The following is a 13,347-nucleotide window of genomic DNA, read 5'->3' as shown; positions in this document are numbered from 1 at the left end:
AGCAATAGCGGGTCGCTCTTGCGCGAACTCACCTTGACAACCTTGTCCGGCAAGTGGATAAGGCAGGCCGTCCCGGTTTCGTCGGCTGTGCCTGCTTTGGGCAAACATGCCGGGATTGTTGCTGACATGACGAATGTTGTCACTCAAATTAGCTCAGCGGAAACGTTAATTAAAGATGAGATAAAGGGCTGCAAATCAGCCCCTTTTCGTCTCGCCCGGCATAATGCCTTAACCCGTAATAAGACGTTTTATCAAATGCGAAAGGGCAACATGACGGACTGACTATTAATATAAAGTCGGAATAATAAAAAATGTTATTTTATCCGGGTTGAATCATTAGTGAATGTCTCCATTATTATTGGCTAATACATTCGCATTAACGCGCAACAATGAAAGTCAGACGGTAATAAGTGAACAGTATGGATAAGAAAGATTAGGAAAACCTTAAACAGGACCATTTATTACATTTTTATTTCTTTTTTGCAGGCGCAAAATAAGTCGGCGTGAGCAGGCCGGTAATCGCCGTTATTGCCAGCAGCAGAATTAAGCGTGACGGCTGGCACAGGAAATGCATATTTCTGGCAGAATGCAGGATTGCGTCTACACTTTATGGGGCGACAACGACAGTCAGTGAGTTTTTCAGCACTTAACGCGTATGTTTTTGGAGAAAGAGTTACCGAATTGCAGGGTTTTACCGCGCAGTCTCCTTACTTCATTCGGCCTTGCGCCGACCTCTTGCTGAACGCTCTCTGCTGCGATGTCCTGATGATGAACCCGTTTACAGGAGAAGACACGTGACCCAGACGGCAGAAAGTAATGCCTCGTTTCCGTCATTGAGCGGCGGTCTGTATGCCTTCTTTTTTGATGTTGATGGCACGCTGGCAGCGATACAGCCCCAGCCGGATGCCGCTTTCATTCCAGAACAGGTTGTAGCAGAGCTGCAACGCCTCTCTTCTTTATGCCACGGCGCGCTGGCGCTGGTATCAGGTCGTCCTGTTGAGCAACTGGATGCGCTTGCGGCACCGTTGCACGCGCCGGCTGCCGGCGTGCATGGCGCTGAACGTCGTGACGCGGAGGGCAAGGTGCACCGCGTGTCACTGCCCGAAGAGACTGAACGTCAGCTAAAACAGATGCTGGAAGCCGAAATGGCCCACTGGCCAGATACGCAGCTTGAAGCGAAAGGGATGGCGTTTGCCCTCCATTATCGTCGGGCGATGGCACATGAGCAGGACATATTGCACCTTGCGCAGGCCGCCGTCGAACGTTTCTCGGGTCTGACGTTGCAGCCCGGAAAGTGTGTGGTTGAAATTAAACCGACCGGCATTGATAAAGGCGCGGCTGTACAGGCATTTATGCAGGAAGCCCCGTTCGCGGGACGTATTCCGGTGTTCATCGGTGACGATCTGACCGATGAGAAAGGCTTTGCCGCCGTCAATGCCATGCACGGGATTTCCGTGAAAGTGGGAGAAGGCGAAAGCCAGGCACGTTATCGTTTACATGACGTTACGGATGTCTATGCTTGGCTGGAAAGAACACGATTACAATTAGAGCAAGATAACGTTGGTAAGGAGTTTAGGTTATGAGTCGTTTAGTTGTTGTATCTAACCGTATCGCCATGCCAAATGGGAACAAAACCAGCGCGGGCGGCCTTGCCGTTGGCATCCTGGATGCGCTGAAAAGCACGGGTGGACTGTGGTTTGGCTGGAACGGTGAGATAAGTGAATTTTCGGGTGAGGAAGAAAACCCGGTATCGGTAACGGAGCATGATGGTATTGAATATGCCTCCTTCCCGCTGAGCCAGAACGAGTACGATCTCTATTATTGTCAGTTTTCTAATACCGTTATCTGGCCTGCTTTCCATTACCGCTTAGACCTGGTGCAGTTCCAGCGTGAAGCCTGGGAAGGATACTGCGAAGTTAATGATGCCGTCGCGCAGCGGCTGAAACCGCTGATCAAGCCTGACGACATTCTGTGGATTCATGACTACCACTTCCTGCCGTTTGCCGCCGCGCTGCGCCGGGCAGGCATCAACAACCGCATCGGTTTCTTCCTGCATATTCCTTTCCCGACGCCCGAAATTTTCAATGCGCTGCCGCCGCACAGAGAACTGCTGGAAATGTTGTGCGAATACGATCTGTTAGGATTCCAGACGGAATCTGATCGCGTCGCCTTCCTCGACAGTGTGAGCCAGCTGACGCAGTTGCAGAATAAAGGTGACAAAAAACATCGCGCCTATGGCAATACCTTTATGACGGAGGTGTACCCGATAGGGATTGAACCTGACAGCATTAAGGAGATGGCTGAAGGGCCATTGCCACCCAAAATGGCGGCGATGAAGAAGGAGCTGGGCGATGTGCGCAATATCATTGCCTGCGAACGTCTGGATTACTCGAAAGGCTTGCCGGAACGCTTCCTGGCGTATGAAGCGCTGCTGGAAAACTACCCGCAGCATCACGGCAAGATTCGTTACTCGCAGATTGCGCCAACGTCTCGTGGCGATGTGCAGGCCTATCAGGATATTCGTCATCAGTTAGAAACCGAGGCAGGGCGCATCAACGGGAAATACGGCACCCTGGGCTGGACGCCACTCTATTATCTTAACCAGCACTTTGACCGTCGTTTATTGATGAAAATTTTCCGTTTAACGGATGTCGGCTTAGTGACGCCGTTGCGTGACGGGATGAACCTGGTGGCGAAGGAGTACGTGGCGGCGCAGGACCCGGACGATCCGGGTGTGCTGGTACTGTCCCGTTTTGCCGGTGCGGCTAACGAGCTGACGTCCGCGCTCATCGTGAACCCTTATGACCGCGATGAAGTGGCCGCGGCGCTGGATAAAGCGATTACCATGCCCCGTACCGAGCGTATCTCACGCTATAACGATATGATGGCGGTACTGCGTAAAAACGACATCACCGCATGGCGCGAAAACTTCCTGCGTGATCTTGAGAAGATTGCCCCGCGGAGTGCCGATCACGGCATGGCAAACAAGGTTGCCACCTTTCCGAAACTCGCCTGACAGCAGAGCAAGCCAGGGAAGGCTTGCTGTGCGTTACATCCCGCCGCTTTTGCATACACGCTGTTGCTAATGATTGTCCCCTAACTCAAAAGCGCTTTTGCGTCGCCAGGCGTCCGTCTGACGGCAAAGTGGCGTAAAAATGTGCAATTAACACCACCATTCACTTTCTTTACCTGTTTAAGCTAAAGTTCTCTTCATTCCTGCCGATAGTTAAAATGCATAAAACTCTCCTGCCTGCAATTCATTCATATCCTTAATGTAACTCCTTGTTACATCGGTGTACGCTCTCTAAACGGGTTGCTTTCAGCCTTTACGACGGATTGTCAGAAAGCGCGTAATCAGAATTGTCGGCCTTCTGCCCCTGTTTTCCCTTCTTTTTGTCTTATCACCTAACTGACTAATTTAAATACAAATAATGCGCGCCATGGGTAGCATATTCCACTGGTTTTATGGTTTTGGCTGGTTCTAAATAGGGTGCAAATTCCATTCATTGAGATAAACAGGAATTCTGCCTGCCTTACAGAATCATCCCTGATTTTTGTAGCCAATTAAGTCCAGCTCAGGACAAATCCCTGTAAAAAAAACGTCAAATTGCGCAAAAAACAGACAGTGAGGAAGGGATAATAAAGCGTTACTGAAGAAAATAGAGGTAAAAGTGTGACCTGCGTCACACTTTATCTAAAATTTCACCGAACTGTCGTTGTATGTAAGGATCATCCGATATAGATTTGCCTTGTTTTCGGATTAGTCTTAAAAAAAGCAAGCAAGCCTCAGGGAAGAAGGTTATCGACTTAAGAATAAGGTGGACTGAAAAGATTGACTTCTGACCGGACAGACAGGGTCGCAAAAAGAAGCAGAACTCAGAACCATTGCTTTTTATGTTTAATTATTTTGCCATCTTTAGATTTACCAACCAGCAGCTCGATACGCAGAGATGTCATCTGCGGTAAGTTACGTCGCGTCTCTCAGGATGGAAAAATGGGTACATCTGAATTACTAAAACATATTTACGATATCAACTTGTCATATTTACTGCTCGCGCAGCGATTAATTAACCAGGAAAAAGCTTCTGCGATGTTTCGCCTCGGGATCGATGAAAAGATGGCTGACGCATTGTCTGAATTAACCTTACCTGAAATGGTGAAATTAGCTGAGACCAACCAACTTGTGTGTCAGTTTCGTTTCACCGATAGCACCGTTATTAATCGCCTGACGCAGGAATCACGTGTGGATGATTTACAACAAATCCATACTGGGATTCTTTTATCCAGCCGTTTATTACGCAGTGCGTCGAAAGACGCCGCGCCTACTAAAAAGAGGGCGGTATAATGGGTGAGAAAAGTATTGTTCAGGAAGCGCGTGATATTCAGCTCGCTATGGAGCTGATCACACTGGGTGCGCGCTTACAAATGCTGGAGAGCGAGACGCAGCTGAGCCGCGGTCGCTTGATCAAACTCTATAAAGAGTTGCGTGGCAGTCCACCCCCTAAAGGTATGTTGCCATTCTCGACTGACTGGTTCATGACCTGGGAACAGAACATTCATGCCTCAATGTTCTGTAATGCCTGGACGTTTTTACTGAAAACCGGTTTGAGCAAAGGGATTGATGCGGTGATTAAAGCCTACCGCCTTTATCTCGAGCAGTGCCCGCAATCGGACGAGGGCCCGCTGTTGGCGCTAACACGCGCCTGGACCCTGGTGCGATTCGTTGAAAGCGGTATGCTGGAATTATCAGATTGTAAATGCTGCAGCGGCAGCTTTATTAATCATGCACATCAGCCTGTTGGCAGCTTTGTCTGCAGCCTGTGCCAGCCACCATCACGTGCCGTAAAAAGACGTAAACTTTCTGCAGATACTGCCGATATCTTTCCACAACTGCTGGATGAACAGGTTAAACACGCCGTTTAAATTTGTTCGCAATGTGGAAGTCATCCAGCAGCGGTTAATCCCGCTGCTTTTTTTTTGCCTCCACAGGGTGAACATCTCCGGTTTCTCTGGCTTAACGTCGACCAACACGTTACGGACGTAAGGATTTTTCTGTGCTGATAATTTTAGGTTACATCGTTGTATTAGGTTCCGTGTTGGGCGGATACGCTTTAGTGGGCGGCCATCTTGGCGCGCTTTACCAGCCTGCAGAACTGCTGATGATCGCCGGGGCGGGCGTCGGCGCGTTTCTGGTGGGCAACAACGGTAAATCGATCAAGAAGACCCTCAAAGCTCTGCCGCTGCTGTTCCGCGGCTCGAAATACAACAAAGCGGTGTACATGGATCTCATGGCATTGCTTTACCGGCTGATGGCGAAATCTCGCCAGCAAGGCATGTTATCGCTTGAGCGTGATATTGAAGATCCCGCCCAGAGTGAAATTTTTGCTAATTATCCCCGCATCTTAGCCGATAAACAGTTAGTCGACTTCATCACCGATTATTTACGCCTGATGGTGAGCGGCAACATGAATGCTTTCGAAATCGAAGCATTGATGGATGAAGAGATTGAAACCTATGAACACGAGTGTGAAGTGCCGGCACAAAGTATCGCTGCCGTCGGCGATGGCCTGCCCGCTTTCGGTATCGTTGCGGCGGTAATGGGCGTGGTTCATGCCCTGGCGTCAGCTGACCGTCCAGCCGCCGAGCTGGGTGCACTGGTGGCACATGCCATGGTGGGAACGTTCCTCGGGATTTTACTGGCATACGGTTTTATTTCGCCTCTGGCGTCGGTATTACGTCAGAAGTGTGCTGAAACGACCAAGATGATGCAGTGCGTGAAAGTGACATTGCTTTCCAGCCTGAACGGTTATGCACCGCAGATCGCCGTCGAGTTTGGTCGTAAAACGCTTTATTCAGCTGAGCGTCCATCGTTCAGCGAACTGGAAGAACACGTTCGCAACGCGAAGAACCCGGCTAAACAGACTTCGGATCAGACCTCATGAAACATGGCAATCGCCCAATTGTGCTGATTAGAAAGCGCAAACATAAAAAACATGAAGGAGGACATGGCTCATGGAAAATCGCCTATGCCGACTTTATGACGGCGATGATGGCATTTTTTATGGTGATGTGGCTGCTGTCGATCGCCAGCCCACAACAGCTTATCCAGATAGCAGAATATTTTCAGACGCCCTTAAAAGTGGCGCTGACGGGTGGACAGAGAAGTAGCGACAGTAGCAGCCCGATCCCAGGCGGAGGAGACGATGCTACGAAGAAAGAAGGTGAAGTCAAAAAGGTTGTGGATATGGATGCGCAGAAACGCAAGCTGGATGAAATTCGCCTCAACCGCCTGCGTGAAAAGCTCGACCAGTTAATCGAAGCTGATCCGCGCCTGAAAGCGCTGCGTCCGCACCTGATTATTAATATGGTTGATGAAGGGCTGCGTATTCAGATCATCGACAGCCAGAACCGCCCGATGTTCAAGACCGGCAGTGCAGAAGTTGAACCTTATATGCGTGATATTTTGCGCGCGATTGCCCCGATTTTGAATGACATCCCTAACCGTATCAGTATCGCGGGCCATACGGATGACATTCAGTATGCGACCGGTGATAAAGGGTACAGCAACTGGGAATTGTCAGCGGACCGTGCCAATGCGTCACGTCGTGAACTGGTGATTGGTGGGCTGGATGGTGGAAAGATTCTGCGTATCGTCGGCATGGCGGATACCATGAAACTGAAAAATCGCGGCGGCGATGATGCCGTTAACCGTCGTATCAGTTTGCTGGTGTTGAACCATGATACCGAAGCCGCGATTGAGAAAGAGAACGCAGAAAGTGACGCGGTTCAGATTAGCGATCCCTCTGCCTTAGAAAAAGTGACCGCGCCGTCAGCACCCGGCAGTAATGCGGCTGATAAAACATCTTCCAAACCTGCAACTGCCACGTCGGCGGATGCAGTGAAAACAGCGAACTCCGCACCGTCAGCCGCATCGACGAGCGCAGAGAAAGCCGCGACCGCCGCCTCGTCAGCGTCATCGACGAGCGCGGTGAAAACAGCAGCCTCCGCATCGTCAGCCTCACCGGCGGTCGCGGCGAAAACAGCGACCTCCGCGACGTCAACCTCTTCGGTTCGTGCGGTAACAACAATAACGCCTGCACCGTCAGCCCTACCGGCGGATGCAACGAAAACAACCTCCGCACCGCCAGCGTCTTCGGCAGGTGCGGTGAATACAGCAGCCCCCTCACAGCCGAGGTGATTCCCGTGAGCATGGACATCAGCGATTTTTACCAGACGTTTTTTGATGAAGCCGATGAGCTGTTAGCGGATATGGAGCAACACCTGTTGGGACTCGATCCCCAGGAGCCAGACTCTGAACAGCTTAACGCCATCTTCCGCGCCGCCCACTCGATTAAAGGCGGAGCCGGAACCTTTGGTTTTACGGTTTTACAGGAAACAACCCACATCCTGGAAAACATTCTGGATGGTGCTCGTCGCGGCGAGATGCAGCTCAGCACCGACATCATCAATCTGTTTTTGGAAACTAAAGATATTATGCAGGAACAGCTAGATGCTTATAAAACCGCGCAAGAGCCTAACGCGGAAAGCTTCAAGTATATCTGTGAAGCATTACGCCAGCTGGCGTTAGAGGCGAAAGGTCAGCCGGTTGAAGCACCGGTTGTGGTTGCGCTTGAAACGCCTGTCAGTCAGGCAGAATCCGCCTCCACTGATGCTGAAGGTGTTCACCTCCAGTTGGTCGACCTGAAAGAAAAAGATATCGACCTGATGCTGGAAGAGCTGGGTAATCTTGGCACGCTCAGCAACGTGAAGAAAGGCAGCAATACGCTTGAGTGCCACATTACCGGCGTAGGCAAAGACGACATTATTGCTGTGCTGTGTTTCGTTATTGATGAAGCGCAGATTCGCTTCCCGGGTGCTGACGCTGCCGCGGCGGTAGCCGAAAGCGTGGATGCGCCTGCGGTTGCCGATGTTCAGACTGCGACCGTGACCGAATTGCCGGTTGCCGCAGTGAAACGCGAAAGCAAACGCGCTGCCGCGCCCGCGAAGACCAGCGAATCAAGCAGCATCCGTGTTGCGGTTGAGAAGGTCGATCAGCTGATTAACCTGGTGGGTGAACTGGTGATTACCCAGTCAATGCTGGCACAACGTTCAGGTGAACTGGACCCGGTCGCGCACGGCGAACTGTTGAACAGCATGGGGCAGCTTGAGCGTAATGCGCGTGACCTGCAAGAATCTGTGATGTCGATTCGTATGATGCCTATGGAGTACGTCTTCAGTCGCTTCCCACGTCTGGTGCGTGATTTGGCCAGCAAGCTGGGCAAAGAAGTTGAACTGACGTTACTGGGTAGCTCGACGGAACTCGATAAGAGTCTGATCGAACGTATCATCGATCCGTTAACGCACCTGGTGCGTAACAGTCTTGACCACGGCATCGAAACCCCGGAAAAACGTATTGCGGCAGGTAAGGTTGCCACAGGTAATCTGACGCTGTCAGCAGAACACCAGGGCGGCAACATCTGTATCGAAGTGTCAGATGACGGTGCGGGCCTTAACCGCGAACGTATCCTGGCAAAAGCTCTGTCATCGGGACTGCCGGTGCATGAAAACATGAGCGATGAAGAAGTCGGCATGTTGATTTTCGCGCCAGGTTTCTCAACGGCAGAGCAGGTCACCGACGTATCTGGCCGCGGTGTGGGCATGGACGTGGTGAAACGTAACATTCAGGAAATGGGTGGCCATGTTGAAATTGCCTCAAAACAAGGCAAAGGCACCACCATCCGTATTCTGCTGCCGCTGACGCTGGCGATTCTGGACGGCATGTCAGTGCGCGTAGCGAACGAAGTCTTTATTCTGCCGCTGAATGCGGTGATGGAATCGTTACAGCCGCGTGCTGAAGAGCTGAAACCCCTGGCGGGCGGCGAATGTGTTCTGGAAGTGCGCGGCGAATACCTGCCACTGGTTGAACTGTGGAACGTCTTTGACGTGAAAGAGGCGAAAACCGAAGCGACGCAGGGCATTGTGGTGATTCTGCAGAGCGCGGGCAAGCGTTACGCTTTGCTGGTGGACCAGTTAATCGGTCAGCACCAGGTTGTGGTCAAAAACCTGGAAAGCAACTATCGCAAAGTTCCAGGTATTTCAGCCGCCACCATCCTTGGCGATGGCAGCGTGGCGCTGATTGTAGACGTTTCGGCGTTGCAATCACTTAACCGTGAAAAACGTGTGGCCGGCGCTGCCGCCTGATTGATAACGAAAGGGTAAATAACATGAGTGGAATGGCAACCGTGACAAAAATTGCTGGCGAAACCGTTGGACAGGAGTTCCTGGTCTTCACGCTGGGTGATGAAGAGTACGGCATCGATATTCTGAAGGTTCAGGAAATTCGTGGTTACGATCAGGTAACCCGCATTGCCAACACGCCTGATTTTATTCGCGGCGTGACAAACCTGCGCGGCGTTATCGTGCCAATTATCGATTTGCGCGTGAAGTTTTCACAGCCAGACGTTGAGTACAACGAAAATACCGTGGTGATCGTGCTGAATCTCGAAAACCGCGTCGTCGGTATCGTGGTTGACGGTGTGTCGGATGTCCTGTCGCTGACGCAGGAACAGATCCGTCCTTCACCTGAGTTCGCTGTGACTATGTCAACAGAGTACCTGACAGGTCTGGGTGCACTGGGCGAGCGCATGTTGATTCTGGTCGACATCGAAAAGCTGCTGAGCAGCGAAGAGATGGCGCTGGTCGACAACCTGCGTACCGCGTAATCGTTAAACACGGGCCAGCCAACGCTGGCCCGTGTTGTTATTCTGCACGCCGAACCTGTCATCACCGCCTTTCCTTCACCCGTCGACCTTTCAAAAAACACGCTGTCTGTGATCCTGCTCCAGGATTAGCATATTGCTCTGGTTTCAATAATTACAAAAGTCATTTGAACCCCTTTTTAAAAGCGGAATGGCTAAAACATCCTGCGTTGCCGCCGATACAGCCCCTGCACGTTACTTATTTAGTCGGGGAAAAAGATGTTAAAACGGATAAAAGTGGTGACCAGTCTGATTACGGTACTGATGCTTTTCGGTGCCCTGCAACTGCTGTCAGGCAGCCTGTTTTGGTCAGCGCTCAATAATGATAAAGCGGCGTTTGCCTTGTCGCAGATTTCAACACGCAACGTGGCGGCCATGACGGATGCCTATATGGCTCTGAACCAGTCACGTACTACGCTCAACCGCGCCATGTTGCGGTTACAAACCAGTCTGGCATCGCAAATGAACGGCGGTCAGCTGGACAGCCTGACGGACAAAGCCATTAGCGAAGCCAATAAAGGTGAGCAGTATCTTGCCGAGTTTAATGCCATTCCGGAAACGCCAGGCGCGGATACCGAAATGCGCGATCAGTTACAAAACCATTTTGCCGCCTATCTGACCGGTCTGCGCGGGATGATCGCCAGCCTGAAAGCCAAAGATCTGGAAGGCATGTTCAAACAGAACATTGAACAGAAGCAACAGGCCATGCAGGCCACCTATACGGCCTGGCGTCTTAAGCAGAGCGAGCTGTCTTCCCACGGTGCAGAACAAAACCAGCAAGCCTTTACTCAGATGATGTGGTTGCTGGGCATGGTCGGCGCTCTGGTGGTCGTGGTGATCATTGGTTGCTGGTTTGGCCTGCGCCAGGTGCTGATTTATCCTCTGCAACGTCTGCTGGTGGATATCCGCACGATTGCCTCCGGTGATCTGACGCAGCCAGTGAAGGTAGAAGGCCGTAATGAGATGAGCCAACTGGCCGCCGGGATCCGTGAGATGCAACAATCTCTGGTGACAACGGTGGGTGAAGTCCGCAGCGGTTGCGATGCGATCTTTACGGGTGCCAGCGAAATCGCCGCGGGCAATAACGATTTGTCCGCACGCACGGAAGAGCAGGCGGCCTCGCTTGAGCAGACCGCCGCCAGCATGGAGCAACTGACCGCCACGGTGAAACAAAATGCGGATAATGCGCGTCAGGCTTCACAACTCGCCCATACCGCATCTGAAACCGCCTTGCAGGGTGGCAAAGTTGTGGATGGCGTCGTCAGCACAATGAAAGAAATTGCAGACAGTTCTAAGAAAATCGCTGACATTATCAGTGTGATCGATGGTATTGCTTTCCAGACGAATATCCTGGCGTTGAACGCCGCCGTCGAAGCGGCGCGTGCAGGCGAGCAGGGCCGTGGCTTCGCGGTTGTCGCCGGCGAAGTACGTAGCCTGGCGCAGCGCAGTGCGCAGGCTGCCAAAGAGATTAAAGGGCTGATTGAAGATTCTGTTGCCCGCGTTGACAGTGGTTCGCAGCAGGTCGAGAGCGCGGGCAGCACCATGAATAATATTGTGGGTGCCGTCACCCGCGTGACCGACATCATGGGTGAAATTGCCTCGGCATCGGATGAACAAAGCCGCGGTATCGATCAGGTGGGGCAGGCGGTGACAGAAATGGATCGCGTGACGCAACAGAACGCCTCGCTGGTGGAAGAATCTGCCGCCGCCGCCGCCGCGCTGGAGCAACAGGCGAGCTCACTGTCCCAGGCCGTTTCCGTCTTCAAAATCTCCCGTACTTAAGCGTTCTGACAGTTTTTACTGCCAGCGTGATGATCAATTCACGCTGTCAGTAAAGTTCCGCCTGCGCGGGCCGATAAACAGAATCGAATTGCTAATGAATGAGGTTTCTATGTTTAGTCGAGTACGCGTTGTCACCGGCCTCCTGTGTGTACTGGGGCTTTTTGCCTTGCTGCAGGTTTTCTCGGGTGGGGTATTTTTCAAAACGGTTACGGAAGATAAAGAAAACTTTGCTTATAACCAGCGTCTTAGCACCTTGCAACGCGCCATGGGAACGTCATGGGTTGCGCTTGTCCAGGCACGTAATACCTTAAACCGTGCGGGCATTCGTTATTTGCAGGATGGGCAGATGGCAGGTTCGGGAGCCACCGTAAAAGAGCTGGTGGCGCTGGCTGACAGTGAGCTGAAACAGGCTGAAAAGGGCTATGAATTATTCAATGCCAACCTGTCAGAGAAAGGAAAAAGTGCGGCTAACGTGCTGACGCTACAGGCCAATTACAAACAATTCCACGATGGTCTGGCGGAACTGATTGTGTTTCTGGGCAACGGCAACTTTAAAGGGTTTGTTGATCAGCCGACACAAAGTTATCAGGACAAATTCCAAAAAGATTATGACGACTGGCTTAACTACAACCTGGTACTGAGCCAGAAAGGCATCGATGCCAATAATGCCGCTTATCAGCGCATGATTATGCTGGTTGCGGGGACGCTGGTCGTTACGCTGCTGGTGATCGTGCTGGTGTGGAATCTTATGCGCAGCCTGCTGATTCGCCCGTTAAAACAGAGTATCGATCATATCCAGCATATCGCACGGGGTGACCTGACGCAGCCTATCGCCATTACCGTACGTAATGAAATTGGCGATTTGCTGACGTCTCTGCAGGAGATGCAACGTGAACTGGTCCGTACGGTCAGCACCGTCCGTGATGGGGCCGATGCGATCTATACCGGCGCCAGCGAAATTGCCGTAGGGAATAACGATCTGTCGTCGCGAACAGAGCAGCAGGCGGCTTCGCTGGAGCAAACCGCTGCCAGCATGGAACAGCTTACCGCGACCGTGAAGCAAAATGCTGAAAATGCCCGTCAGGCGTCGACGCTGGCGCTGAATGCCTCTGAAACCGCACAGCAGGGCGGCAAAGTGGTGGACGGTGTCGTGACCACGATGAAAGAAATTGCGGGCAGTTCCAGAAAAATTGCCGATATCACCAGCGTGATTGATGGCATTGCTTTCCAGACCAATATCCTGGCACTGAATGCGGCCGTGGAAGCGGCACGCGCGGGTGAGCAGGGCCGTGGCTTTGCGGTGGTTGCCGGTGAGGTGCGCAATCTGGCACAGCGCAGTGCACAGGCGGCGAAAGAGATTAAAGGGCTGATTGAGGACTCCGTCAGTCGCGTGAATACCGGTTCAGTCCTGGTTGAAAGCGCAGGCGATACCATGAACGAAATCGTCAGCGCCGTCACACGCGTCACCGACATCATGGGAGAGATTGCCTCTGCTTCAGACGAACAGAGCCGTGGCATCGACCAGGTTGGCCTGGCCGTGACCGAGATGGATCGCGTGACACAGCAGAACGCCTCGCTGGTTGAAGAGTCGGCCGCCGCCGCTGCGGCACTGGAAGATCAGGCCAGCAACTTAAAACAAGCGGTTTCTGTCTTCAATATTGGTAAAGAAATTGTCACGCAGGCCGTTAACAAGACAACGGCGGCAAAAAGTTTACGTTTAGAAAGTCCGTCAGAGGGCATTCGCCAACCCTCATCACGCAGTGATGAGAACTGGGAAACCTTCTAATTGCCTGGATGGCCCAACCGC

General features: G+C 52.0%; 11 protein-coding genes. All 11 read left to right on the top strand.

Annotation, left to right across the window (positions count from 1 at the left end; genetic code table 11):
* The first annotated feature begins 18 nt into the window (after positions 1-18).
* The 11 genes from C7434_RS07605 to C7434_RS07555 all read left to right on the top strand — a co-directional run bounded on the left by C7434_RS07605 (position 19) and on the right by C7434_RS07555 (position 13,326).
* Positions 19-282, top strand: coding sequence for a hypothetical protein (locus tag C7434_RS07605; protein ID WP_133745288.1), 264 nt, complete (start codon positions 19-21; stop codon positions 280-282).
* Positions 283-794: 512 nt separating this feature from the next.
* Positions 795-1,583 carry a trehalose-phosphatase gene (gene otsB, locus C7434_RS07600; RefSeq protein WP_033742004.1) on the top strand — a complete coding sequence of 263 codons (789 nt, stop codon included), beginning with the start codon at positions 795-797 and terminating at the stop codon, positions 1,581-1,583.
* Positions 1,580-3,016, top strand: a complete 1,437-nt coding sequence (gene otsA / locus C7434_RS07595) for an alpha,alpha-trehalose-phosphate synthase (protein WP_033742002.1) — start codon at positions 1,580-1,582, stop codon at positions 3,014-3,016. Before otsB ends, otsA begins: the two co-directional genes overlap by 4 nt.
* A 978-nt stretch (positions 3,017-3,994) precedes the next feature.
* Complete coding sequence (flhD, locus tag C7434_RS07590) at positions 3,995-4,345, top strand: flagellar transcriptional regulator FlhD (RefSeq protein ID WP_006120236.1); 351 nt, start codon at positions 3,995-3,997, stop codon at positions 4,343-4,345.
* Entirely contained in the window at positions 4,345-4,923 is a 579-nt protein-coding gene (gene flhC / locus C7434_RS07585) for a flagellar transcriptional regulator FlhC (protein ID WP_033742000.1), read from the top strand. Before flhD ends, flhC begins: the two co-directional genes overlap by 1 nt.
* Positions 4,924-5,054: 131 nt before the next feature.
* Positions 5,055-5,942 (top strand): flagellar motor stator protein MotA, encoded by an 888-nt coding sequence (motA, locus tag C7434_RS07580; RefSeq protein ID WP_006120238.1) that lies wholly within the window; start codon positions 5,055-5,057, stop codon positions 5,940-5,942.
* Positions 5,939-7,198 carry a flagellar motor protein MotB gene (gene motB / locus C7434_RS07575; protein ID WP_033741999.1) on the top strand — a complete coding sequence of 420 codons (1,260 nt, stop codon included), beginning with the start codon at positions 5,939-5,941 and terminating at the stop codon, positions 7,196-7,198. The genes motA and motB overlap by 4 nt, the downstream gene beginning before the upstream one ends.
* Positions 7,199-7,209: 11 nt before the next feature.
* Positions 7,210-9,201: a chemotaxis protein CheA gene (cheA, locus tag C7434_RS07570; RefSeq protein ID WP_199227839.1), complete on the top strand. Its 1,992-nt coding sequence runs from the start codon at positions 7,210-7,212 to the stop codon at positions 9,199-9,201.
* Positions 9,202-9,224: 23 nt separating this feature from the next.
* Positions 9,225-9,722: a chemotaxis protein CheW gene (gene cheW / locus C7434_RS07565; protein ID WP_006120241.1), complete on the top strand. Its 498-nt coding sequence runs from the start codon at positions 9,225-9,227 to the stop codon at positions 9,720-9,722.
* A 255-nt stretch (positions 9,723-9,977) separates the two neighbouring features.
* The gene (locus tag C7434_RS07560) at positions 9,978-11,540 is read left to right on the top strand and encodes a methyl-accepting chemotaxis protein (protein ID WP_039343187.1); all 1,563 of its coding nucleotides are present in this window, start codon (positions 9,978-9,980) and stop codon (positions 11,538-11,540) included.
* A gap of 109 nt (positions 11,541-11,649) precedes the next feature.
* The gene (locus C7434_RS07555) at positions 11,650-13,326 is read left to right on the top strand and encodes a methyl-accepting chemotaxis protein (RefSeq protein WP_039343223.1); all 1,677 of its coding nucleotides are present in this window, start codon (positions 11,650-11,652) and stop codon (positions 13,324-13,326) included.
* The last annotated feature ends 21 nt before the right edge of the window (positions 13,327-13,347 follow it).

The organism is Pantoea sp. PNA 14-12 (assembly GCF_004364735.1).
GTDB classification, from domain to species: Bacteria; Pseudomonadota; Gammaproteobacteria; order Enterobacterales; family Enterobacteriaceae; genus Pantoea; species Pantoea stewartii.
The sequence above is the reverse complement of the archived record's forward strand: the minus strand, read 5'-3'. Positions and strand labels throughout refer to the sequence as shown.